Annotated in this window: 22 protein-coding genes and 1 tRNA gene; 8 read left to right on the top strand and 15 right to left on the bottom strand. The window is 66.6% G+C overall.

Annotation, left to right across the window (positions count from 1 at the left end; all coding sequences use genetic code 11):
• Nucleotides 1-134: 134 nt before the first annotated feature.
• From AS031_RS04850 to gcvH, 4 genes are all read right to left on the bottom strand, one after another.
• Nucleotides 135-638, bottom strand: coding sequence for a bifunctional nuclease family protein (locus AS031_RS04850; RefSeq protein WP_058267022.1), 504 nt, complete (start codon nt 636-638; stop codon nt 135-137).
• Nucleotides 638-1,354 (bottom strand): transcriptional regulator FtsR, encoded by a 717-nt coding sequence (ftsR, locus tag AS031_RS04845; RefSeq protein WP_058267021.1) that lies wholly within the window; start codon nt 1,352-1,354, stop codon nt 638-640. Before ftsR ends, AS031_RS04850 begins: the two co-directional genes overlap by 1 nt.
• A 23-nt stretch (nt 1,355-1,377) precedes the next feature.
• The gene (locus AS031_RS04840) at nt 1,378-1,854 is read right to left on the bottom strand and encodes an FHA domain-containing protein (protein ID WP_058267586.1); all 477 of its coding nucleotides are present in this window, start codon (nt 1,852-1,854) and stop codon (nt 1,378-1,380) included.
• 155 nt (nt 1,855-2,009) lie between these two features.
• Complete coding sequence (gene gcvH, locus AS031_RS04835) at nt 2,010-2,396, bottom strand: glycine cleavage system protein GcvH (protein WP_058267020.1); 387 nt, start codon at nt 2,394-2,396, stop codon at nt 2,010-2,012.
• A gap of 162 nt (nt 2,397-2,558) precedes the next feature.
• Between gcvH and AS031_RS04830 the strand changes: the two genes are divergently transcribed.
• Together AS031_RS04830 and AS031_RS04825 are read left to right on the top strand one after the other, a co-directional pair.
• Nucleotides 2,559-3,428 carry an Fpg/Nei family DNA glycosylase gene (locus AS031_RS04830; protein ID WP_058267019.1) on the top strand — a complete coding sequence of 290 codons (870 nt, stop codon included), beginning with the start codon at nt 2,559-2,561 and terminating at the stop codon, nt 3,426-3,428.
• A gap of 441 nt (nt 3,429-3,869) precedes the next feature.
• Nucleotides 3,870-4,142: a hypothetical protein gene (locus tag AS031_RS04825; protein WP_058267018.1), complete on the top strand. Its 273-nt coding sequence runs from the start codon at nt 3,870-3,872 to the stop codon at nt 4,140-4,142.
• 85 nt (nt 4,143-4,227) lie between these two features.
• Here the strand turns inward: AS031_RS04825 and AS031_RS04820 are convergent.
• The 10 genes from AS031_RS04820 to AS031_RS04775 all read right to left on the bottom strand — a co-directional run bounded on the left by AS031_RS04820 (nt 4,228) and on the right by AS031_RS04775 (nt 13,773).
• Nucleotides 4,228-4,304: transfer RNA gene (locus AS031_RS04820), tRNA-Pro, on the bottom strand.
• Nucleotides 4,305-4,452: 148 nt separating this feature from the next.
• Entirely contained in the window at nt 4,453-6,003 is a 1,551-nt protein-coding gene (gene der, locus AS031_RS04815) for a ribosome biogenesis GTPase Der (protein WP_058267017.1), read from the bottom strand.
• The gene (locus tag AS031_RS04810; RefSeq protein ID WP_058267016.1) at nt 6,000-6,695 is read right to left on the bottom strand and encodes a lysophospholipid acyltransferase family protein; all 696 of its coding nucleotides are present in this window, start codon (nt 6,693-6,695) and stop codon (nt 6,000-6,002) included. Before AS031_RS04810 ends, der begins: the two co-directional genes overlap by 4 nt.
• Before the next feature lie 31 nt (nt 6,696-6,726).
• Nucleotides 6,727-7,440, bottom strand: coding sequence for a (d)CMP kinase (cmk, locus tag AS031_RS04805; RefSeq protein ID WP_058267015.1), 714 nt, complete (start codon nt 7,438-7,440; stop codon nt 6,727-6,729).
• Nucleotides 7,440-8,549, bottom strand: a complete 1,110-nt coding sequence (locus AS031_RS04800; RefSeq protein ID WP_058267014.1) for a prephenate dehydrogenase — start codon at nt 8,547-8,549, stop codon at nt 7,440-7,442. Before AS031_RS04800 ends, cmk begins: the two co-directional genes overlap by 1 nt.
• A 3-nt stretch (nt 8,550-8,552) precedes the next feature.
• Entirely contained in the window at nt 8,553-9,731 is a 1,179-nt protein-coding gene (locus AS031_RS04795) for a pseudouridine synthase (protein WP_058267585.1), read from the bottom strand.
• A gap of 109 nt (nt 9,732-9,840) precedes the next feature.
• Nucleotides 9,841-10,494 carry an SMC-Scp complex subunit ScpB gene (gene scpB, locus AS031_RS04790; RefSeq protein ID WP_058267013.1) on the bottom strand — a complete coding sequence of 218 codons (654 nt, stop codon included), beginning with the start codon at nt 10,492-10,494 and terminating at the stop codon, nt 9,841-9,843.
• The gene (locus AS031_RS04785) at nt 10,491-11,303 is read right to left on the bottom strand and encodes a segregation and condensation protein A (RefSeq protein ID WP_058267012.1); all 813 of its coding nucleotides are present in this window, start codon (nt 11,301-11,303) and stop codon (nt 10,491-10,493) included. The genes scpB and AS031_RS04785 overlap by 4 nt, the downstream gene beginning before the upstream one ends.
• A 7-nt stretch (nt 11,304-11,310) precedes the next feature.
• Complete coding sequence (locus AS031_RS04780) at nt 11,311-12,210, bottom strand: ParA family protein (protein WP_058267011.1); 900 nt, start codon at nt 12,208-12,210, stop codon at nt 11,311-11,313.
• A gap of 222 nt (nt 12,211-12,432) precedes the next feature.
• The gene (locus AS031_RS04775) at nt 12,433-13,773 is read right to left on the bottom strand and encodes a cation:dicarboxylate symporter family transporter (protein ID WP_058267010.1); all 1,341 of its coding nucleotides are present in this window, start codon (nt 13,771-13,773) and stop codon (nt 12,433-12,435) included.
• 189 nt (nt 13,774-13,962) lie between these two features.
• Between AS031_RS04775 and AS031_RS04770 the strand changes: the two genes are divergently transcribed.
• Together AS031_RS04770 and AS031_RS04765 are read left to right on the top strand one after the other, a co-directional pair.
• Nucleotides 13,963-15,651, top strand: a complete 1,689-nt coding sequence (locus AS031_RS04770) for a sensor histidine kinase (RefSeq protein ID WP_058267584.1) — start codon at nt 13,963-13,965, stop codon at nt 15,649-15,651.
• Between the two features lie 3 nt (nt 15,652-15,654).
• Nucleotides 15,655-16,368, top strand: coding sequence for a response regulator (locus AS031_RS04765; RefSeq protein ID WP_058267009.1), 714 nt, complete (start codon nt 15,655-15,657; stop codon nt 16,366-16,368).
• A gap of 7 nt (nt 16,369-16,375) precedes the next feature.
• On the opposite strand, the gene AS031_RS04760 is transcribed toward AS031_RS04765, so the two are convergent.
• The gene (locus tag AS031_RS04760) at nt 16,376-18,286 is read right to left on the bottom strand and encodes an AMP-binding protein (RefSeq protein ID WP_058267583.1); all 1,911 of its coding nucleotides are present in this window, start codon (nt 18,284-18,286) and stop codon (nt 16,376-16,378) included.
• Nucleotides 18,287-18,460: 174 nt separating this feature from the next.
• Here AS031_RS04760 and AS031_RS04755 point away from each other — a divergent pair, with 174 nt between their 5' ends.
• The 4 genes from AS031_RS04755 to AS031_RS04740 are packed head-to-tail and all read left to right on the top strand — an operon-like array spanning nt 18,461 to nt 22,738.
• On the top strand, nt 18,461-19,120 hold the full coding sequence (locus AS031_RS04755) for a GntR family transcriptional regulator (protein WP_058267008.1): 660 nt from the start codon (nt 18,461-18,463) through the stop codon (nt 19,118-19,120).
• On the top strand, nt 19,113-20,633 hold the full coding sequence (locus AS031_RS04750) for an MmgE/PrpD family protein (RefSeq protein ID WP_058267007.1): 1,521 nt from the start codon (nt 19,113-19,115) through the stop codon (nt 20,631-20,633). The genes AS031_RS04755 and AS031_RS04750 overlap by 8 nt, the downstream gene beginning before the upstream one ends.
• A complete protein-coding gene (gene prpB, locus AS031_RS04745; protein ID WP_058267006.1) occupies nt 20,634-21,539 on the top strand; it encodes a methylisocitrate lyase in 906 nt (301 codons plus the stop codon).
• 59 nt (nt 21,540-21,598) lie between these two features.
• Nucleotides 21,599-22,738, top strand: a complete 1,140-nt coding sequence (locus AS031_RS04740) for a bifunctional 2-methylcitrate synthase/citrate synthase (protein WP_058267005.1) — start codon at nt 21,599-21,601, stop codon at nt 22,736-22,738.
• The last annotated feature ends 83 nt before the right edge of the window (nt 22,739-22,821 follow it).

The following is a 22,821-nucleotide window of genomic DNA, read 5'->3' as shown; positions in this document are numbered from 1 at the left end:
GACTTGCGCGGCTGCCGTAGGCAATGGGAACTTGATACTTCGACGTTAGGCCCGGGTGGCGCCAAGGTCAAAGACGTTGGGGCTTTCAGCAGGCGTGTCGAAACTTTCAGCCTCAACTTTAACCTTAACGTGACCTAACCGTCGAAATCCTCCGGCTCGACGTCGTCGAGGAATTCACGGAAGCGGCGCAGCTCGCGTTCCTCGTCCACGGTGGGATTGGGCTCGGTGTCCTCGCCCTCGTCGTGTTCGGTAATCCGTACCCCGGCCTCGTCCATGACGGAATCCGCGCACCAGATCCGGCACTTGGCCCGCAGCGCAACAGCCAGCGCATCGGAGGCCCGGGAGCTGACGGTGGTGCCGTTCTCAAACTGGAGCTGGCCGTAGAAAATGTTGTCCTCGACGGCCACGATGTTGACACTGACCACCGAATGGCCCAGTGATTCCACGACGTCCACCAGGAGGTCGTGCGTCATGGGCCGCGGCGGAACCACGCCCTGCTGGGCGAGGGCAATGGCGCTGGCTTCAGGCGTACCGATCCAGATGGGGACGTGCCGCTCCCCGTGCATCTCCCGGAGCAGGACCAGGGGCTGGTTGGAGGGCAGTTCGATCCGAACGCCCACAATCTCGACTTCAATCATCAGATGTCCATGCGTGAGATGTGGTCCTGCACCAGGGCACGGTGCAGGGTGAGGCAAAGGTCGCTGATTTCGCGGGCTGCCTCAGCTGCGCGCGCCTGGGATGCGGAGTCCTTGCGGGACGCCAGGGGCGCCACCGCACGTTCCACCAGCCCGAACTCCCGTTCCGCCGCCGCCTGGAAGGGGCGGAGGTGGCGCGGCTCAAGGCCATGGCTTTCCAGCTGCACGCAAGCGCGGGCAACCTGGAGGGCGTGTTCATCGAAGTAGCCGTTGCTGTGGCTGATCAGGCCGAAGTCGAGCAGGGACTTCAGCAGCGGGACGCTGGCACCGGATTCGGTCCGGAGCTGGTCCTCGCTGAGCCTGCGGCCGTGGTTCTGCAGCTCGGCGGCAAGTTCGTCGGACACGATGCGCGGGGAAACCACGACGCCGGGCGGCAGGTTTTCGGGACGTTCCCCCCTGTCGATGGCGTCCAGGTAGTCCTTGATCACCTTCAGCGGGAGGTACTGGTCGCGCTGGAGCGCGAGGACGAACCGCAGGCGCTCGACGTCGCCGTCGGAATACTGCCGGTAGCCGGCCGGGGTGCGACGCGGGTTGATCAGTCCCTTTTCCTCGAGGAACCGGATTTTGGACGCGGTCATCCCGGGGAAGTCGGCACTGAGCTGGGCGAGGACCTCGCCAATGTTCAGGACCTGGGGTCCCCGGCGGTCGGGTTGTGCCATTGCCACAGGCAGCGGTCCCCGGATCAGCCGCGGCCTGCAGCGGTGGCAGGGCTCAGGTAGAAGGTAAGGCGGAACTTGCCGATCTGGACTTCGCTGCCGGACTTAAGCTCCACCGCGTCCACCCGGTCATGGTTGACGTAGGTGCCGTTCAGGCTGTTCTTATCTACTACCTCGAAGCTGCGGGCCGTACGGCGGAACTCGACGTGGCGGCGGGACACCGTGACGTCGTCGAGGAAGATGTCGGCATCCGGGTGGCGGCCGGCAGTGGTGACGTCGGAATCCAGGAGGAAACGCGCACCGGCGTTGGGTCCGCTGTGGGCCACCAGCAGCGCCGAGCCGGCCGGCAGTGCCTCCACGGAATTGCGCTCCTCCAGCGAAAGCTTGGGCGCGATGGTGGGCTCGTCCCGGACGGGGGTGAGATGGATGGAGGTGGTCTCCGACGCCTTAGCCGCACCCGTGCCGTATTCCCCATCGGCAGGGTTCGATGTGTGGCCAGCCATGGATTCCTCCTCTTTCCGCTGCAGCCTTCCGGCGTGCAACCAACGTTTGCCAGCCGGACCTGCCCGGCAGGTCCGGTCCCGGCTCCCCATCCGGCCTTTGACGTGCGATGACGCTGTGGCTGCGACGCGGGCCGGACCGGATTAACCGGTTAGCTTTAGCCTACCTGCTGTTCGTACTCGGATGCACTGAGCAACGAGTCCACGGCGTCCGCTTCAGCAAGTTTGACTTCGATCAGCCAGCCGTCGCCGTACGGATCCGTGTTGATAAGCGCCGAATCGGAGTCCAGGGATTCGTTCCGGGCCACCACTTCACCGGAAACCGGCGCATAAATGTCGCTGACGCTCTTGGTGGATTCCACTTCGCCCACCACTTCGTTGGCCGTAATCTTCGTGCCGACTTCGGGCATCTGGGCGTAAACAACATCTCCAAGCGCGTCCTGGGCGAAGTCGGTGATGCCGACGCGGACCACGCCGTCGGCATTGGGAGCGGTGACCCACTCGTGTTCGGCGGTGTAGGACAGGTCTTCGGGAATGTTGCTCATCTGGGGCCTTTCATCGGGCTGGACACCAAGTCGGCGGGCCCGGGAAACGGACCGCCGCTGAAAGTATAGGCATATCTGCCGGGGCGTTCACCGGGACATCTGCGAAGATGGGACGCACACGCGCCCCTGGTGGCGCCATGCTTTGCAGGAAGGCAGGTAGCAGTGCCGGAGCTTCCCGAGGTGGCGGGACTGGCGAAGTTCTTGGATGAGCAGCTTCGCGGATCGGTCCTGACAAAACTTCAGTTGGTGTCCTTCGCTGTCCTGAAGACGGCCGACCCGCCGTTCAACACCCTCGAGGGCCGTACGGTGGTCGGGGTGCGCCGGTTCGGCAAGTTCATCAGCATCGACATGGAGGGCGTGTCCCTGGTGTTCCACCTGGCACGCGCCGGTTGGCTCCGCTTCACGGACTCCCCCGCGGACAGCCAACTGAAGATGGGCAAGGGCCTCATTGCCGTCCGCTGCGCCTTCTCCGGGCCGGACGGGCCACGGGGTTTTGACCTGACGGAAGCGGGCACCAAGAAGAGCCTTGCCGTCTACGTGGTACGGGACCCGCATGAAGTGCCCGGAATCGCAACGTTGGGCCCGGATCCCTTCACAGAGGCCTTCGACGTCGACATGCTCGCAGAAATCCTCCGCGGGAGTCCGCAGCAGATCAAGGGCCTGCTGAGGAGCCAAAGCGTCATCGCCGGCATCGGCAACGCCTACAGCGACGAAATCCTGCACGCTGCCCGCATTTCGCCATTCGCCACCGCGAAGTCGCTGGACCGGGCAACCGTGCAGGTCCTTTACGACGCCATCCACAGCGTGCTCGGCGAGGCCCTGGCCGAAGCAGAGGGAAAGCCGCCCAAGGACCTCAAGGACGTCAAACGGAGCCACATGCGGGTACATGCCCGAACAGGGCTGCCATGCTCGGTCTGCGGCGACACGGTGCGGGAGGTGTCGTTCGCCGACACCTCGTTGCAGTACTGCCCCACCTGCCAGACCAAGGGCAAGATCCTGGCCGACCGGAGGACCTCGAAGTTCCTGAAGTAGGACCTGCCGCCACTCCCCCCCCTGTCTGGGGAAGGACCCCCCTATCGGTCCTGCAGCCCTTCCCCCTGCTGAAGCGTGTCAGTATCCTTGTTGTCACGTCCCCGCACCGATCTTTGCGGGCTGACGGAACTGGTTGCATGAGGGTCCAGACACAGGCGCTCATACCTCACAACAAGAGCCCTTCCGGGCCGCTTCCATGTGTTCAGCCATCACTGCGGCGCCCCCTCAGGCTGTGAACCGGGGGAAACGGGTTCACACCAACAGCCGGCGCCCGCACCCTCAAGCCCCGGCGTTTCCACGCCTCCAGGCTTGGGTGACAACCGCAGACAGGCGGGTCGACGACGATGTGGACCGCGCCCAATGACGGCCGTGCCTGCTTTTGCTGCCTGCTCTTCCCTGTTCCTGCGGGGCATCGATCATTCGATCACCTAAGGAAAAGAAATGAACAAAGTAACGCGCCTGCTGGGCTCCACCGTCCTGGCTGCGGGATTGACCTTTGGTTCGGTCGGCGCAGCGAATGCTGCCTTTGCCGACGGCAACAACACCGACAGGGGCTACGGTTCCTCCCGGCATGATGACCGCGGTTACGACCGCGACCACCGCAATCACCACTACCTGTACATCTGTTTCGACCGCCACGGCCATTATTGGTTCGAGTGGGGCGACAGGTACGACCATAAGCGGAATTGCTACGTCATCCGCACAAGGTACTGACCCAGTCGCGTACACGGTGTGATGCCGATGGGCATTAGCCGAAAAAGGCCGCTTTCCGGATCAATTCCGGAAAGCGGCCTTTCGATGGTCGGGCTGACAGGATTTGAACCTGCGACCCCTTGACCCCCAGTCAAGTGCGCTACCAAGCTGCGCTACAGCCCGCTGGTCCGCCGTTCTCCGCTGCATTCGAACCCTTTGGATTCTCATCAGCAGTCCGGCCGAACCACCTAGAAGAGCTTACACGATCCCGGAGGGTGCCAGTGACACTTTCCGGGATTCGGCGCGTTCCGTGTTGCGGATCACACCGGGCTCAGCGCTTCCGGCCCCGCTTCTCGCGCACGCGCATGCTCACCTCGATGGGCGTGCCTTCGAAGCCGAAGGTTTCGCGCAGCCGGCGGGTGATGAAGCGGCGGTACCCGGGATCCAGGAATCCGGTGGTGAACAGCACGAACTTCGGCGGCCGGCTGGACGCCTGGGTGCCGAAGAGGATCCGTGGCTGCTTGCCGCCGCGGACGGGGTGCGGGTGGGCGGCGACGAGTTCGCCCAGGAAGGCGTTCAGGCGCCCGGTGGGGATGCGCTTGTCCCAGTTCTCCAGGGCAACGTCCAGGGCCGGCACCAGCCGGTCCTTGTGCCACCCGGTCTTGGCCGAAATGTTCACGCGCGGCGCCCATTCGACGTGCGCCAGGTCCTGTTCGATCTCCCGCTCCAGGTAGCGGCGACGTTCGTCGTCCAGCAGGTCCCATTTGTTGAAGGCCAGCACCAGGGCGCGGCCGGATTCGATGGCCAGCTGCAGAATCCGTACGTCCTGTTCGCTGAGGACCTCGTCCACGGCCAGGAGGACGACGGCGACCTCCGCCTTTTCCAGCGCGGCCTGCGTCCGCAGCGAGGCGTAGTAGTCCGCGCCCTGCGCCATGTGCTGGCGGCGGCGGATGCCGGCGGTGTCGACGAACCGCCACGTCCGGCCGCCCAGCTCGATGTACTCATCCACGGGGTCGCGGGTGGTGCCGGCGGTGTTGTCCACCACGACGCGTTCGGAGCCGGCCAGCTTGTTCAGCAGCGAGGATTTGCCCACGTTGGGCCGTCCGATCAGCGCGATCCGGCGGGGGCCGCCGGACCGTTCCAGGCCTTCGATGGTGGAGAACTCGGGCAGGACCTCCATGACCTTGTCCAGGAGGTCTGCGACCCCGCGGCCATGCAGGGCGGACACCGGGTATGGTTCACCGAATCCTAGCCCCCACAGGACCGCCGATTCGGCTTCCTGGGCGAAGTCGTCCACCTTGTTGGCCACCAGGATCACCGGCTTCATGCTGCGCCGGAGCATCTTCATGACCGCTTCGTCCGTTGCCGTGGCACCAACGGCGGAGTCCACCACGAAAAGGACGGCGTCTGCCAGGTCGACGGCCATCTCGGCCTGCTCGGCCACGCGGGCGTGGATGCCGCGGGCGTCGTGCTCCCATCCGCCGGTGTCCACCAGGGTGAAGTTGCGGCCGTTCCAGTGGGCGGAGTACATGACGCGGTCACGGGTGACGCCGGGGGTGTCTTCCACCACGGCCTCGCGCCGGCCCAGGATGCGGTTAACCAGGGTGGATTTGCCCACGTTGGGGCGCCCGATGATGGCCAGGACGGGGTCCAGCTTGACGGGTCCGTCGTAGTCCTCGTCGTCAAAGTCCCCGCTCAGCAGGGCGGCATCGTCTTCATCGAGCTCGTAGTCCTCCAGGCCGGCCCGGAGGGAGGCGGCGCGGAGGTCGGCCTCGTCGTCGCCCATGGCTGCCAGCCGCTCAGCCACCTGGTCGGTGCCGGCGGGCGTGTATTCGTATTCGGCCGCGCCGGAGTGGCCCGGAGTCTGCGTGGTGTCGCTCATTGCACTGTCCTTAAGTGGTCATCTGCCGGCGTCCCGGCTACTGCTGTCAAATCATGGGGAGCATCAGCAAGGGGCAGCGGCTGCCCGCTCAGCTGAATGGCGTCGCGGACGTGCCCGGCCAGTGCGGCGCGGATTTCCTGCGCCGCCCTGTCCATTGAAGCACGCCCTGTTTCCCCGGCCCGGCGGGTCAGGGTGAGGGCCGGACCAAAGCTCACATGGAACCGGCGGCCCGGGCGGGGCACTGTGTCCAGGTCTTCAGACCCGATCCGGGTTCCGAGGATGGCCACCGGGACAACCGGCGCACCGGAGTTCAGGGCCAGCCAGGCGACTCCGCCGTTGATGCCCGACGCGTCACCGCTCCCCCGCGTTCCTTCCGGCAGGATGCCGACGCAACGCCCGGCGTCGAGCAGGTCCCTGCAGCGCTGCAGCGCCGCCCTGTCGCCGCGGCGGTCCACGGGCACCTGTCCAGCGGCGGTCAGCACCCGGCCAAGGAATCCCTTGAACATCTCCTGTTTCACCAGGATGTGCATGGGGCGGGGGGCGGCGCCGAACATCACCGGTCCGTCCAGGTAGCTGATGTGGTTTCCGGCAAAGATCACCGGGCCGCCGGTGGGCACGTTGGACCGGCCCATAACGCTGGTGCGGTAGAGGACGTGGTCCAGGACCCAGCCCACGGGACGGCTCCAGGACATGGTCCAGCCGGCCGGAGCCCCTGCGCCGTCCTTAGTCACGGTTGAGGACCTTGGTGACGATGACCAGGGCGGCGTCCACCGTCTGTTCGAAGTCCAAATCGGAGGAGTCCAGGGTGACGACGCCGTCCGCCGCCTGCGTGAAGTTCACCACGGTGGAGTCCTTGGCGTCGCGGTGGGTCACCTGGGCGGCGAGTTCCTCGGCGTTCTGTGTGCCGCCCAACTGGATGCCGCGTCGGCGCAGGCGGGCTTCTTCGCTGGCGGTCAGCAGCATGCGCACTTCAGCGCCGGGGGCGACGACGGTGGTGATGTCCCTGCCCTCGACCACCATGCGGCGGTGGTGCTTGTCGATGAGGTCGCGCTGGCGCCGGATCAGTTCCGTCCGTGCGCCCAGGGTGGTGGCCACGGCGCTGACGGCTGAGGAGATGGCGGGTTCGCGGATCGCGTCCGTGACATCCACGCCGTTCACGCGGACGTATTCCTCCTGTGGGCTGGTGCTGAGGTCCAGCACCAGGTCCCGGGCAGCCTGCTCGACCGCGGCGGCGTCGTCAAGGTCGATGTTGCTGTTGACGCAGTGCCAGGTGAGCGCACGGTACATGGCACCGGTGTCCAGGTACGCAATCCGCAGCCTGCGGGCAACTTCCTTGCTGACGCTGGATTTGCCGGAACCGGAAGGGCCATCGATGGCGACGACGAGGGGCCGTCCGATGCGCAGGCCGCGCACCGTTTCGAGGAGTTCTTGTGTCATTACTGAAGTACCCGCCATCCGCGGTCGTTAAGGGCTTCGATCAGGTGGTCGTGCTTGTTGGGCAGCACGGATATTTCCACCATACCGACGTTCTGTCCGGAGGAATGGTCAAGCCGCAGGTCTTCGAGGTTCACGCCGATCTCGCCGATTTCAGTGAGCAGCTGCGCGATCTGTCCCGGCCGGTCGTCCACCAGCACGGTCAGCCAGGAATACGCCTGAGGCGGGCCGCCGTGCTTGCCCGGGATCCTCGCCTGCCCTGCGTTGCCCTCGCTCATGAGCTGGGCGAGGTCGAGCCTGGCGCCGGGCGCGGCGGGGTCTTCCAGGGTTCCGATCAGGCGGTTCAGGTCCTCGCGCACGCCGTAGAGGATCTCCACCACCTTGGCGGCGTTGCCGCCCAGGATCTGCACCCAGAGCGTGGGGTCGCTGGCGGCGATCCTGGTGACGTCGCGGAGTCCATTGCCGGCCAGGGACAGGGCGTGCAGGGGGGTTCCCTGCAGCCGGCTGGCCAGCAGCGAGGACATGACCTGGGGCAGGTGCGAGACCAGTGCCACGGCTTCGTCATGTTCATCCGGGGTGAACTGCGACACGACGGCGCCCAGGTCCGAGGCCAGGGACCGTGCTGTCTGCAGGGCGGCGGCCGAGGTTTCCTCCGACGGGCAGAGGACCCACGGCATGGATGTGAACAGTTCACCGCGGGCAGCAACCGGTCCCGACTTTTCACGCCCCGCCATCGGGTGGGTTCCCACGTACCGTGACAGGTCCGTCCCGCTGCTGCGCAGGCGGGCAAGGATGCCGGCCTTGATGCTGGCGATGTCCACCACGACTGCGTCCGGGTAGTCGGACAGCGCCCGAAGGACGACGTCGGCCGTAACGTCCGGCGGGGCTGCCACCACCACCAGCTGGGGCGACGCGTCACCGAGTTCGGCGAGCGGGCGGCCGGCTCCGATGTCCACTGCCACAGCCTGGTTGGTGGGTGACGGATCGGACAGGAAGACCGGCACGCCGCGGCCCCTGAGCCCGAGTCCGATGCTGGTACCGAGCAGCCCGGTGCCGATCACCACCACCGGCCCGTCAAGGTGTCCGCGGCCGTGGCTCTTGAACGCGGACACGCCTCAGAGTCCCACGGAGGCCAGCAGGTGCCCGATCTCCTGCTTGCCGAGGTTGCGGATGCTCCCCTGGCGCTGGTCACCAAGGCCGATGGGGCCGACCTTGACGCGGACGAGCCGCTGGACGGGGAAGCCGACAGCGTCGAACATACGCCGGACAATGCGGTTCTTGCCCGAGTGCAGGACAACTTCGATGAGGACGTGGCCGGGGGTGGAATCCACCAGGCGGAACGAGTCCACTGCGGCCGGCCCGTCTTCGAGTTCCACGCCGGCCTTCAGCTGGGCACCGATTCCCTGCGGGAACGGTCCCCGGACTTGGACCAGGTAGGTTTTGGGGACTTCGTAGGACGGATGGGTCAAGCGGTTGGCCAGTTCGCCGTCGTTGGTCAGGAGCAGCAGGCCCTCGGTGGCAACGTCAAGCCTTCCCACGTGGAAGAGCCGCTCACCGGTGTTCTTGTTGTTCTTCAGGAAGTCACTGATGCACGGACGCCCCTCGGGGTCCTCCATGGTGGACACCACGCCCTTGGGCTTGTTGAACACCATGTACACCAGGTTCTCGTCGAGCTGGATACGGAGTCCGTCCACATGGATGACTGCGGTCTTGGGGTCGACGCGCATGCCCAGTTCGGTGACGACGTGGCCGTCCACCTCAACCCGGCCCTCGGTGATCATCTCTTCGCAGACGCGGCGCGACGCGACGCCGGCGGACGCCATGACCTTCTGGAGGCGGACACCGTCGGCGTCGTGGAGTTCGGACTGGGGAACGTTGCTGCGTGGACCCTTCGTGCGGCCCGGCTTGCGCACGGGACCAAGGTTCTGGCCGAAGCGTTCGCTTCCGAAGGCGCGGGACGCTGCGGCACCCGGCGCGCCGGTGCGCGGCTTCGGCTTCAGTGCTCCCGGAGTGCCCGGGGCCTTGTTGGCACCCGGTTTGCGGGCGCCCGGCTTCCGGGATGACGGCTTGCCCGCATTCGATGCGCCCCGTCCCTGCTGGGACCCGGCGAGGTCGGGATCGACAAACCGCTCTTCCCGGGGTTTGGCGGCGCGGTGCGGCCGCTCGCTGCCGAAGCCTGCGCCGCGCTTGCCGGCGCCGGCGCCCTTGCCTCCCTGCCGGGAGTTGCTGCGCTGCGGCTCGCCGCCGCGCCCTGAACCGTTACGTGGTGAACCCTGGCGTCCCGCCTGTGTCATGACCCGTCCTTTGGTGTTGTGGCCGTCAAAGTTGTCTTCGGACAACCCTGGCCAGCCGGGCAGTATCTCTCTGCCGTGGTGGATATTTCGTGAGGCCGGTGGGCCCGGCCTACATTGTGTCGGCGTCGTAGAACTCCGCAATGCCTTCCAGCCCCGGAAGGTGCGGGGAAAGCTGCGGCAGCCCGGCCACTGAGCTGATTCCCATCCGTTCAAGGAAATAGGAGGTGGTCCGGTAAAGGATGGCCCCGGACTCGGGATCTGTTCCCGCGTCCTCGATCAGCCCGCGCTGGGCAAGTGTCCGTACGACAGAGTCAACGTTGACTCCGCGAATTGCAGACACCCGTGCCCGGGAAACCGGCTGCCGGTAAGCGATGACCGCCAGCGTTTCCAATGCCGCCTGGGTGAGCCTGGCCGTCTGCCCCTCGAGCACGTACTTGCCGACGATGTCGGCAAAAGCGGCGCGGGAGTAGATCCGCCAGCCACCGGCGATGTTCCGCAATTCAAAACCCCGGGGGCTGGAGCCGAGACCGGCGGTGCCGGCCTGCTCCCTCTCCGGGGCTTTATCAGTATAACCGTTGTATTCCGCCTGCAGCTCCGCCAGCAGGACGCGGACCTCTTCCACGGTCAGTTCCAGGCCGGCTGCAAGTTCTTCCTCGGTGGCCGGCTGGTCGAGGACCATGAGGACGGCCTCCAACGCTGCCTTGGCGCCTCCGGGTACGCCCTGGAAGGCCGCGTGACCGTCATCATGTCCGGCGGTACTCATACCTGCTCCTCGTATTCCTCGCTCACGTTCTCCTCCGACCATTCCCGTTCCCCCGCCGTCCAGTGGATGGCAAGGTCTGCCAGGGGTGAGACCTGGTCGAAGGCCACCGCCCTGTCCCGGTACAACTCCAGCAGCGCCAGGAACCGTGCCACCACCACCAGGGTGCTTTCGGCGTCCGACGTCAGCGCCCGGAAGGTCAGGGGCGATTCCTGCTGCAGCCGCCGGCCCAGGATTCCGGCCTGTTCCTTGACGCTGACCGTGCCGCCGTGAAGGTGGCCCAAACCGACTTCGGTGGGCCGCGGCGCCTTGGGCTCCAGGGCGGCGGCGGCCAGGGCGGCGAACTGTTCAGGCGTGTGCTTCCACACCAGATCGGGGAGCATGGCGGCGAAGTGCTCCTCCAGCGCCACCTGCCGGGGAAAGCGGCGGCCTTCCTGCTGCAGCGTTTCACCCATGAGCCCGGCAACCTGCTTGAAGGCCTTGTACTGGAGCAGCCGGGCGAAAAGCAGGTCCCTGGCTTCAAGGAGGGCGATGTCCTCGTCGCTTTCCACTTCACCGGCAGGCAGCAGCCGTGCTGCTTTCAGGTCCAGCAGCGTGGCGGCGATGACCAGGAACTCGCTGGCCTCGTCCAGGGCCCATTCCTCACCGAGGTCCTGCAGCGCCCGGATGTATTTGATGAACTCGTCGGTCACCGAGGCGATGGCCACTTCGGTGATGTCCAGCTGGTGTTTGGCGATCAGCCCCAGGAGGAGATCGAACGGGCCGGTAAAGTTGGCCAGCCGTACCTCAAAGGCGGGTTTGGTTTCGGCCACGGCGTGGCTACGGTGCGCCGCCGCGCGAGATCAGTTCCTTGGCGAGGCGGCGGTACGCGTCGGCCCCCACATGGTTGCCTGCATAGCTGGTGATCGGTTCGGCCGCCACTGTGGCATCGGCGAACTTGATGGAGCGTTTGATGACGGTTTCGAAGACCTTGTCGCCGAAGGCCTCCACCAGCCTGGTGATGACTTCGCGGCTGTGCAGCGTGCGGGCGTCGTACATGGTGGCCAGGACGCCGTCGACCTGCAGCCGCGGGTTGAGCCGGTCCTGGACCTTGTCGATGGTTTCGACCAGCAGTGCCACGGCACGCAGGGCGAAGAATTCGCAGATGAGCGGGATGATCACGCCGTGGGCCGCCGTCAGCGCGTTAACGGTCAGCAGCCCCAGTGAGGGCTGGCAGTCGATCAGGACGACGTCGTAGTCGTCCTCGACCTTCTTCAGGGCACGGTCCAGGACCTGTTCACGGGCCACCTCATTGACCAGTTGCACCTCCGCCGCTGAGAGGTCGATGTTGGCCGGAAGCAGGTCGACGTTCTCCACGCCGGTCTGGTGGATGGCCTCGCGGATGTCCACTTTGCGGTCCATCAGGACGTTGTAGACGGTGAGGTCCAGTTCGTGCGGATTGATGCCAAGGCCCGCGGACAGTGCACCCTGGGGATCGAAATCCACCAGCAGGACGCGCCGGCCGTACTCTGCCAGGGCCGCGGCCAGGTTGATCGTGGACGTCGTCTTCCCCACGCCGCCCTTCTGGTTGACCATGGCAATCACCCGGGCCGGCCCATGGGAGGGCAGCGGCGCCGGTTCCGGAAAATCACGCAATGGGCGCCCGGTGGGACCCATCACCGCGTTGTCGAGGTCGAATTCCGTGCCTTCCAGAGTTGCTGAACCCTGTTCGCTGCTCACGTATCTGTCCACACTTTCGATGACGGTGACTTGCTGCCGCTGGAGTGCCAGCGCCCTTCCTTCCCCTCAAGGCTACAGCCGCCGACACGGTATTCCGGATAACTTGACTTTCCCCGAATGTTGAGCCTTGACCCTCTAGTTGAGGTCGAAGGTTGCTGGACTGCGGGCGCAAAACAGCCCCCGGAGCGTGCTCCGGGGGCTGTGGTGCTCTTGCTGTGAAGCCTAGGCGTTGGCGACGGTCCTGGCGCCTTCCTCCTTCGGCGCCGCCTCGCCGTGGCCGGCGATCATGGTCCGCTCATCGAACGGCTCCGCGCCGGAGAGGACGCGGCCCACCTGGCCGCCGTCGATCTCCTTCACCCAGGTGCCGATGAGGATGGTGGCCACCGCGTTGCCGGTGAAGTTGGTCAGTGCGCGGGCCTCGGACATGAAGCGGTCGATGCCGACGATCATGCCTACGCCGCCCAGGAGTTCCGGCTTGTGGGCCTGCAGGCCTGCGGCCAGCGTTGCCAGGCCTGCCCCGGTGACGCCGGCGGCGCCCTTGGAGGCGATGATCATGAAGACCAGCAGGGAGATCTGGGCGCCGAGGTCCAGCGGCGTGCCCATGGCGTTGGCGACGAACAGGGAGGCCATGGTCAGGTAGATGGCCGTGCCGTCCAGGTTGAAGGAGTAGCCGGTGGGAACGGTCACGCCGACCACCGGCTTGGAGACGCCCAGGTGCTCCATCTTGGCGATCAGGCGGGGAAGGGCGGCTTCCGAGGACGAGGTGGAGAAGATCAGGAGGTACTCCCGGGCCAGGTACTTCATGAGCTTGAAGATGTTGACTCCGGAGACAACCTGCAGGAGGCCGCCGAGGATGACCACGATGAACAGGGCGCAGGTGATGTAGAAGGCGATCATCAGCGTGAACATGCTCACGATGGCCTGCACGCCGGTGGCTCCCACCACGGCGGCAATGGCACCGAAGGCGCCGATCGGGGCCAGCCACATGATCATGATGAGGATGCGGAAGACCAGGGCCTGGCCATGGCCGATGGCCTTGAGGATGGGGGCACCCTGGGGGCCCATCTTCTGGAGGGCGAAGCCGACCAGGATGGCTGCCAGCAGGGTGGGCAGCACGGGAATGTCACCCGGAATGATGCCGAGGAGGAAGTCGACAGTGCTGTCGGTGGCGGCCTTCTTGTTCGGATCGTACGGGGTGAGCTTGAGGCCCTCACCGGGGTGGATCAGGTTGCCCACCACGAGGCCGATGGCCAGGGCGAAGGTGGACATGACGACGAAGTAGCCCAGCGCGAGGCCGCCGACCTTGCCGACCGTGGCGGCCTTGGCGATGGAGCCGATGCCCAGGACGATCGTGCAGAAGATCACCGGCGCGATCATCATCTTGATCAGCTTGATGAACCCGTCCCCCAGCGGCTTGAGCGACTTGCCGACTTCAGGGAAGAGCAGGCCAACCAGCGCGCCCAGGATGACGGCGGCAATGACGGCGATGTAGAGGTAGTGCGATTTGTCGAGGCCTTTGCGCCGCGGTGCGGTGTCCAGGGACTCTCCCCGTTGAGAAGCCATGATGTGTCTCCTTTGGATAATCTGATAGACGCTGCGGCACAGTCTCTGGGCTCATCACGTCCGTGCGGTGTGATATCCATCATTGGCCACGCCGTGATCCAGCTCACTGTTGCGTTCATATTGGTCGCGGGGCAGGAAACGCTGCAGGGTGTCCGCCTGTGGACGGAGGAAGGTGGAGGTGAGGCACGGATGATTCACCGCTGGAGCATCGCCCGCCGGCTTTTTGTGGCAAACCTGCTGATCGTGGTGTCGTTCATCGCCGTGGTGGGCACCGCCGCCTATGTCGATGCCCGGGACCGGACCTACAGCGAGGCCGGGCTGCGGATGACCGGCATTGCCACCGCGATCGCGTCCAACCCGCTGGTGCTCCAGGCCGCGGGCACGCAGGATCCGTCGTCGGTCCTGCAGCCCTACGCACTGGACGTCATGGAGGCCGCGCACGTGGATTTCATCACCATCATGGCCCCGGACCGGACCCGCTGGACGCACCCGCGGAACGAGGAGCTGGGCAGGCCCTACATCGGTTCCATTGATGCTGCCCTGCGGGGGGAAACCTTCACGGAGGTCACCAGCGGCACCCTCGGCCCGTCGGTGCGCACCATTGTTCCGGTCAAGGACGACGCCGGAACCGTCCGTGCGCTGGTGGCGGCGGGCGTCACGGTGGGCACCGTGGACGTCGCGTTCGCCGCCCGCCTTCCCGCGCTGGCAGCCATCGGACTGGCCCTGTTGCTGGGCGGTTCCCTGGCCTCCTGGCTGCTGGGACGGTACCTTCGCCGGGTGACGCGCGGCTGGGGCCCGGAACAGCTCTCGCAGCTGTTCGCCTACTACGAGTCGGTGCTGCACTCGGTCCGTGAAGGCCTGATCCTGATCGACACCCGGGGCCGCGTGGTGATGTACAACGACCAGGCGGCGGAGCTCCTTGGACTCGCCCAGAGCAGCGGGGGCGACCCCACCAGGCCTCCATCGCTGTCCGACCTTCCGCTGGACCGGGAGCTGCGCAGCCTCTTCGAATCCGGCCGGACAGCCAAGGACGAAATTGTCCTCAGCGGCTCCCGGGTGCTGGTGGTGAACCAGGGGCCCGCTGCGGGCCCGGAACCGTTCGGGCCGCGGGGAAGGACACCGGTCTACGGAACGGTGGCCACGCTCCGGGACAGGACGGAAATCGAAGCCCTGGGCAATGAACTTGAGACCATGCGCACGCTCTCCGATGCCCTCCGGGCCCAGACCCACGAACACGCCAACCGGCTCCACACCATGGTTTCGCTGCTTGAGCTGGGACGGACGCAGGAAGCGCTCGACTTCGCCACGAAGGACCTTGAGCTGAGCCAGCAGCTCACCGATGACATGGTCGGCTCGGTGGATGAACCGGTACTCGGCGCGCTGGTGATAGGCAAGGCCGCCGAAGCCCACGAACGGGGTGTGCACCTTGACGTCGCGGCCCTCGGTTCCGGCACGTCGCCGGGCATCGCCGTCCAGGACCTGGTGACCATCCTGGGAAACCTGCTGGACAATGCCATCGACGCGGCCGCCGATGCTCCGCCTCCACGCCGGGTGGAGCTGACGGTAGAGTCTGACGAGGAAGGACTGGACATCGCTGTCCACGACTCCGGGGCCGGCATCGATCCGGCCACAGCAGACCAGCTCTTCAGGCACGGATTCAGCACCAAGCCCGGCGGTCCGGGCGGACGTGGAATCGGCCTTGCCCTGGTGCGCCAGGCCGTGCAGCGGCTCGGCGGCCGGCTGACCATCAACGGCCGCCGGGGAGCCAAGTTCGAAGTCTTCCTCCCGGCCACAGCTTCGCCGGGCGCACCGGCGCAGGAACACAGGTCCGCCCCAAGGCCTGCTGCCGGGAACGACGCTGCCGGAAAGGGAGCATAAAGCGTGAGCAACATCCGCGTCCTCGTCGTTGAGGACGAAGCCATCGCCTCGGCGGCACATGCGGCCTACGTGGGCCGCCTGCCAGGCTTCGAACTGGCCGGGACCGCCCCCGACGGGCAATCGGCCCTGCGGCTGCTGGGCGAGCTCGCCGCGTCCGGGAACCCGGTGGAACTGGTCCTGCTGGACATGAACCTTCCCGACCTCCACGGGCTGGACATAGCCCGCCGCATGCGGGCGGGGGGCATCCTCGCGGACATCATCGCCATTACCGCGGTGCGTGAACTCGCCGTGGTCCGCAGCGCCGTTGCCATCGGCGTGGTCCAGTACCTGATCAAGCCCTTCACCTTTGCCACCTTTGCCGACAAACTCGAAAGCTATCGCCTGTTCCGGCAGCAACTGGCCGATGGCAGCGGCGGCGCGGGAAAAGCGGGAGCGTCCCAGAGCGAAGTGGACCAGGCCTTCGCTTCCCTGCGGGCGCCCTCGGAACTGCCCCTGCCCAAGGGGTTGTCCGCCTCCACGCTGGACTCGGTCCAGGAATTCCTCAAGGACCAGCGGAACGCGGTCTCCGCCACGGAGGTCATGGACGCCCTGGGAATGTCCCGGGTGACGGCCCGCCGCTACCTGGAATACCTCGCCGACACCGGCACCGTCCAGCGCACTGCCCGCTACGGAACCCCGGGCCGGCCGGAGAACGAGTACCGCTGGAGCGGCCGCTGACGGCCGGCTAGCCGCCCTTCCCCGGTTCAGCGTTCCGGGGCCGCAGCGTTCCCAGGAGCTGGTCGATGACCCCGGCGTCCTCGATGGTGGACGGCACCGAGTACTCGCCGCCGTCGGCGATCTGCCGCATGGTCTTGCGGAGGATCTTTCCGGACCTGGTCTTGGGGAGCGCCTCCACCACCATGACGTGCTTGAAGTCGGCGACCGCGCCAATATCCTGGCGCACCATGGCGACCAGTTCCGCGGCCAGCACGTCCTCCGGCAGGTCGACACCCGATTTGAGGACCACATAGCCGCTGGGCCGCTGCCCCTTCAGCGGATCGGCCAGGCCGATGACGGCACACTCGGCCACGGCAGGATGGCGGCCGATCACCTGTTCCATGGCGCCGGTGGACAAGCGGTGCCCCGCGACGTTGATGATGTCGTCAGTGCGGCCCATGACATACACGTAGCCGTCACTGTCCTTGTAGCCGGAGTCCCCGGTGGCGTAGCGGCCCTCAAAGGCCTGCAGGTAGGAGGAGACGAACCGTTCATCGTTGCCCCAGAGGGTGGTGAGGGTGCCGGGCGGCAGCGGCAGCCCCAGCACGATATTGCCTTCCACTCCCGGCCCCACGTCTGCCCCCATCCCGTCGACGATGGCGAGCCGGAACCCCGGCATGGGCACGCCGGGCGACCCTGCCTTGATGGGCAGTTCCTCCAGCCCCCGGGGATTGGCGCAGATGGCCCAGCCTGTTTCCGTCTGCCACCAATGGTCAACCACCGGCACGCCCAGCGACCTTGCAGCCCAGTGGAAGGTGTCCGTGTCCAGCCGCTCCCCCGCTGTGAAGAGAGTCCGCAGGCTTGAGATGTCGTAGCCCCGCAGCAGGGCAAGTTCCGGATCGGCTTTCCGGATGGCCCGCAGCGCGGTGGGGGCGGTGAAGAGGACGTTGACGCCATGGTCCCGGATGACCCGCCAGAAGGCCCCGGCATCCGGGGTCCCCACCGGCTTTCCTTCGTAAAGGACGGTGGTTGCGCCGGCGAGCAGCGGGCCGTAGACGATGTAGGAGTGTCCCACCACCCAGCCGACGTCCGAGGCCGTCCACATGACGTCCCCGGGGCCGGCGCCGTAAATGTTCCTCAGTGTCCATTCCAAGGCGACCGCATAGCCCCCGTTGTCCCGCACCACCCCCTTGGGCGTGCCGGTGGTGCCGGAGGTGTAGAGGATGTACAGCGGGTCAGTTGCCGCCACCTCCACGGGCGCGGCCGGCCGGGCACCCTCCATCTGGCCATCCCAGTCCAGCCAGCCGTGGTCCGCGGCGGTTGACGCGAAACCGTCCCTCGCCTTGACGATGACCGGCAGGCCGGGAACCCCGGCAAGGGTGAGCGCCTCGGCGACGGCGGGCAGGTATTCGACCCGGCGGGCCGGTTCCACTCCTCCCGAGGCAGTAACCACCAGGACCGGTCCGGCGTCGCGGATGCGTGCTGCGAGTTCCTTGGGCGCGAACCCGCCGAAGACCACGGAGTGGACGGCGCCGAGCCTTGCCGTGGCCAGCATGGCGATGACGGCTTCGGGAATCATCGGCATGTAGATCACCACCCGGTCCCCCTTGCCGACGCCCCTGTCCCGGAGCACACCGGCGAAGTCGGCAACGAGCCCGGTCAGGTCCGCGTAGCTGTAAGTGCGGCGGGCCCCTGTCATGGCGGAGTCGTAGATGAGGGCATCCTGGCTTCCCCGGCCTGCCTCCACATGGCGGTCCAGAGCGTTGTAGGCGGTGTTCAGGGTGCCGTCCGGAAACCAGCCGTAGAGCGGAGCCCGCTCTGCGTCGAGCGCACGGTGCGGGAAAGTGGCCCAGCTGATGCCGGCCGCGGCGCCGAGCCAGAACTCTTCGGCGTTGGCGAGGCTTGCCTGGTAAGTGTCCGCGTAGCTGTTACCGATCATGACATGCATCCCTCCACGACGTTGTGTTGCGGCAATGCTAGCGGGGCGGCAAGGCCTCGAACAAGGGTTTTGTATACATGGATTGCCTCAACTACCGCTCAGGCTACTAAACCTATGGCTATTCTCACTGTTCTGTATACACTGGAGGAGTCTTAGCTACCCGAAGGAGTTCCGATGCGCGCCAGTGACCGGGCCTATGCGGCGCTCCGCGACGACATCACGGAGTGGCGCCTGCTGCCCGGCACAGTCCTGGCGGAAGTGGAACAGTCCGCGCGCCTGGGCGTTTCCCGCACACCCCTGCGGGAGGCGCTTGGCCGGCTCACCGCCGAAGGACTGACGACGACGGCAGGCGGTCGCGGCGTCGTCGTCACCGACGTCTCCCTCGAGGACATCGACGAACTCTTCGAACTCCGCGAAACCCTGGAATGCCGGGCTGCGGCCTTGGCGGCGGAGCGGGGGGACACCGCCGCCTTCGCCCTGCTGCAGAAGGAACTCCTGGAAGCTCCCGGCCTCATCACCGGCAACGACCCGGACAGGAGCGCCTACTACGAACTCGCCGGGCGCCTGGACACTGCCATTGATGAGGCGGCCGGCAACACCTACCTGGTCCAGGCCCTGCGCGCGCTGCGGGTCCATCTGGTCCGGGTCCGCCGCCTTGCCGCCGATGACACGGAGCGGCTGGCCGCCGCGGCAGCCGAACACGCGGCGATCGCCGAAGCCATCGCCGCCCGCGACCCGCGGCTGGCCGAGGCAGCAACCACGCTGCATCTGCACCGCAGCCTCACCCACCTCAAGAACACCCAAACACGCCACCACAGGGAGAACCATGGTTAAGGAACACCACGTCCGCGTCCACAAGAGCGAAGAGAACCTGGCACGCGAGGACCAGCTGGCCTTCAAGATCGCCCAGGTGGCTGCCGACCCCGTGGACGTGGCGCCGGAGGTGACGGAAATGGTGATCAACCGCATCATCGACAACGCCTCGGTGGCCGTCGCGTCCCTGAACCGGGCACCGATCGTGGCGGCCCGGGCACAGGCCCTGGCCCACGCCCCCAGCACCGGCGGAAAGGGCGCCAAGGTCTTCGGAATCGGCGAGCGCGTCTCTCCCGAGTGGGCCGCCTGGGCCAACGGAGTGGCCGTCCGGGAACTCGATTACCATGACACGTTCCTGGCTGCCGACTACTCCCACCCCGGGGACAACATTCCGCCGATCCTGGCCGTGGCCCAGCACGCGGGTTCCAACGGCCACGACCTGGTGCGGGCCGTCGCCACCGGATACGAGATCCAGGTCAACCTGGTCAAGGCCATCTGCCTGCACAAACACAAGATCGACCACGTTGCGCACCTGGGCCCCTCCGCCGCTGCCGGCATCGGCACCCTCCTGGGCCTCGACGTCGAGACCATCTTCCAGTCCGTGGGCCAGGCACTGCACACCACCACCGCGACCCGGCAGTCCCGCAAGGGTGAGATCTCCACCTGGAAGGCCCACGCCCCCGCTTTCGCAGGGAAGATGGCCATCGAATCAGCTGACCGGGCCATGCGCGGGCAGACCTCGCCGGTGCCGATCTACGAGGGTGAGGACGGCGTGATCGCCTGGCTGCTTGACGGCCCGGACGCCTCCTACGAGGTTCCGCTGCCCACTCCCGGCGAAGCCAAGCGCGCCATCCTGGACACCTACACCAAGGAGCACTCCGCCGAGTACCAGGCACAGGCCTGGATTGACCTGGCCCGCAAGCTCCACCGGGAACACCCGGAGGCCACGGATCCGGCCAACGTCGCATCGGTGCTGATCCGGACCAGCCACCACACCCACTACGTGATCGGCTCCGGCGCCAACGACCCGCAGAAGTACAGCCCCACCGCGTCCCGGGAAACCCTGGACCACTCCATCCCCTACATTTTCACCGTTGCCCTGCAGGACGGCTCATGGCACCACGTGGACTCCTACGCGCCGGAACGGGCCACCCGGCCGGACACCGTGGAACTGTGGCAGAAGGTCACCACGGAGGAAGACCCGGAGTGGACCCGGCGCTACCACTCCCTGGACATCAGCGAGAAGGCCTTCGGCGGGTCGGTGGAGATCACCCTCACCAACGGGACCGTCATCACCGACGAGATCGCCGTGGCGGACGCGCACCCCCTGGGCGCCCGGCCGTTTGCCCGCGAACAGTACATCCATAAGTTCCGCACGCTAGCCGCAGGGCTCGTGGAGGAAGCGGAAATCGAACGGTTCCTCGCCGCCGTCGAACGCCTCCCCGAACTGGGCGCCGGCGAACTGGACCAGCTCAACATCACCGCCGCACCTGGCGTCATCGACCTCGGCGCGGCACCGAAGGGGCTGTTCTAAGTGCTGTACTCCACCACCACGCCCGAGCAGAAGCGGGTCCGGTTCCGGGAGGTCCTCGCGTCCGGCACCATCGCCCAGTTCCCCGGCGCATTCAACCCGCTCTCCGCACGGCTCATCCAGGAGAAGGGCTTTGCCGGCGTGTACATCTCCGGCGCCGTGCTGGCCAACGACCTGGGGCTGCCGGACATCGGCCTGACCACCCTCACCGAGGTGGCCACCCGGGCCGGGCAGATCGCCCGGATGACGGACCTGCCCGCGATCGTGGACGCGGACACCGGCTTCGGCGAGCCCATGAACGTCGCCCGCACCGTGCAGGAACTCGAAAACGCCGGCCTGGCAGGCCTGCACATCGAAGACCAGTTCAACCCGAAACGCTGCGGCCACCTGGACGGGAAAAACGTGGTGGACCTGGACACCGCCACCAAGCGGATCAGGGCAGCCGCCGACGCCCGCCGCGACCCCAACTTCCTGATCATGGCCCGCACCGACATCCGCGCCGTGGACGGGCTCCAGGCCGCGCAGGACCGGGCCAAAGCGCTGGTGGACGCCGGCGCGGACGCCATCTTCCCCGAGGCGATGGCAAGCCTGGCTGAATTCCAGGCCATCCGCGACGCCGTGGACGTGCCGATCCTGGCCAACATGACCGAGTTCGGCAAGAGCGCGCTGTTCACCGTGGACCAGCTCCAGGACGTGGGCATCAACATGGTGATCTATCCCGTCACGCTGCTCCGTAGTGCCATGGGCGCTGCCGAGCGTACTCTGGATTCGATCAAGTCCGACGGAACGCAGGAAGCGCAGGTGGGCGGCATGCTGACCCGCGCCCGGCTCTACGAGCTGGTTGACTACGAGGGATACAACAGGTTCGACACAGGGGTCTTCAATTTCCAGGTCCCCGGGAAGTACTGACCGATCATTGCCGGCTGCGGCCGGCACCCAACAGGCGACTGTAACGAAGGAGTTTCGGCATGGCTGAACAGGACATCAAAAAGGGTCTCGCCGGCGTCGTGGTGGATTACACCTCCGTCTCCAAGGTCAACCCGGACACCAACTCGCTGCTGTACCGCGGCTACCCGGTCCAGGAGCTCGCCGCGCGCTGCAGCTTCGAGGAGGTTGCCTACCTGCTCTGGAACGGCGAGCTGCCGACGCCGGAGCAGCTGGCGGAATTTACCGCCCGGGAGAAGGCCGGCCGGGCGCTGGACCCGGTTGTGAAGACCGTCATCGACACGCTGCCGGACACAGCGCATCCCATGGATGTCTGCCGCACGGCCGCGTCCGTGCTGGGGGCGCGCCACCCGTTGGCCGAGGACTCTTCCCGGGAAGCCAACATGAAGAAGGCAACGGACCTGTGGGCCGCCATGCCCGCCGTCGTGGCGTACGACCAGCGCCGCCGCCACGGCCAGCAGCCCGTCGAGCCGCGTGAGGACCTGGGCTATTCGGCCAACTTCCTCTGGATGACGTTCGGCGAAGAGCAGGTTCCCGAGGTCGTCGAGGCGTTCAACGTCTCGATGATCCTGTACGCCGAGCACTCCTTCAACGCCTCCACTTTCACCGCCAGGGTGATCACCTCGACGCTCTCGGACCTGCACTCGGCCGTCACCGGCGCCATCGGCGCCCTGAAGGGCCCCCTCCATGGCGGGGCCAACGAAGCAGTGATGCACACCTTCGACGAGATTGGGATCCGGCAGGAGGAGTCACTCGAGGAAGCGGCAGCACGGGCGAAGGCCTGGATGGAGGACGCCCTGGCCCGGAAGAAGAAGGTCATGGGCTTCGGGCACCGCGTCTATAAGCACGGCGACTCCCGGGTGCCCACCATGAAGGCCGCGCTGGACAAGATGATTGCCCATTACGGCCGGCCCGAGCTGCTGGGCCTGTACCAGGGACTGGAAAAGGCCATGGACGAGGCCAAAGCCATCAAGCCCAACCTGGACTACCCGGCCGGGCCGACGTACCACCTCATGGGGTTCGACACAGCCACCTTCACTCCCCTGTTCGTGGCCAGCCGCATCACCGGCTGGACGGCGCACATCATGGAGCAGCTGGACGCGAACTCCCTGATCCGTCCGCTGAGCGAATACGTCGGACCTGAGGAGCGGCACCTGTCATAGCGCGGGCGGCGGCTTCCCGGGCAACGCGTTCGACGGCGGTCCGGCACTTCGGTGCCCGGCCCGCCGTCGGCCTTTAACAGGCC

This window comes from Pseudarthrobacter enclensis (assembly GCF_001457025.1).
Classification (GTDB): Bacteria; Actinomycetota; Actinomycetes; order Actinomycetales; family Micrococcaceae; genus Arthrobacter; species Arthrobacter enclensis.
Note: the sequence above shows the minus strand (reverse complement) of the source record. Positions and strands in the feature narration are given on the sequence as shown.

Excerpts from the sequence above, each read along its gene's own strand:
- AS031_RS04850 (WP_058267022.1), bottom strand. The coding sequence starts at position 638 with ATGATTGAAGTCGAGATTGTGGGCGTTCGGATCGAACTGCCCTCCAAC.
- ftsR (WP_058267021.1), bottom strand. The coding sequence starts at position 1,354 with ATGGCACAACCCGACCGCCGGGGACCCCAGGTCCTGAACATTGGCGAG.
- AS031_RS04840 (WP_058267586.1), bottom strand. The coding sequence starts at position 1,854 with ATGGCTGGCCACACATCGAACCCTGCCGATGGGGAATACGGCACGGGT.
- gcvH (WP_058267020.1), bottom strand. The coding sequence starts at position 2,396 with ATGAGCAACATTCCCGAAGACCTGTCCTACACCGCCGAACACGAGTGG.
- AS031_RS04825 (WP_058267018.1), top strand. The coding sequence starts at position 3,870 with ATGAACAAAGTAACGCGCCTGCTGGGCTCCACCGTCCTGGCTGCGGGA.
- der (WP_058267017.1), bottom strand. The coding sequence starts at position 6,003 with ATGAGCGACACCACGCAGACTCCGGGCCACTCCGGCGCGGCCGAATAC.
- AS031_RS04810 (WP_058267016.1), bottom strand. The coding sequence starts at position 6,695 with ATGTCCTGGAGCCGTCCCGTGGGCTGGGTCCTGGACCACGTCCTCTAC.
- cmk (WP_058267015.1), bottom strand. The coding sequence starts at position 7,440 with ATGACACAAGAACTCCTCGAAACGGTGCGCGGCCTGCGCATCGGACGG.
- AS031_RS04795 (WP_058267585.1), bottom strand. The coding sequence starts at position 9,731 with ATGACACAGGCGGGACGCCAGGGTTCACCACGTAACGGTTCAGGGCGC.
- scpB (WP_058267013.1), bottom strand. The coding sequence starts at position 10,494 with ATGAGTACCGCCGGACATGATGACGGTCACGCGGCCTTCCAGGGCGTA.
- AS031_RS04775 (WP_058267010.1), bottom strand. The coding sequence starts at position 13,773 with ATGGCTTCTCAACGGGGAGAGTCCCTGGACACCGCACCGCGGCGCAAA.
- AS031_RS04770 (WP_058267584.1), top strand. The coding sequence starts at position 13,963 with ATGATTCACCGCTGGAGCATCGCCCGCCGGCTTTTTGTGGCAAACCTG.
- AS031_RS04760 (WP_058267583.1), bottom strand. The coding sequence starts at position 18,286 with ATGATCGGTAACAGCTACGCGGACACTTACCAGGCAAGCCTCGCCAAC.
- AS031_RS04755 (WP_058267008.1), top strand. The coding sequence starts at position 18,461 with ATGCGCGCCAGTGACCGGGCCTATGCGGCGCTCCGCGACGACATCACG.
- AS031_RS04750 (WP_058267007.1), top strand. The coding sequence starts at position 19,113 with ATGGTTAAGGAACACCACGTCCGCGTCCACAAGAGCGAAGAGAACCTG.
- AS031_RS04740 (WP_058267005.1), top strand. The coding sequence starts at position 21,599 with ATGGCTGAACAGGACATCAAAAAGGGTCTCGCCGGCGTCGTGGTGGAT.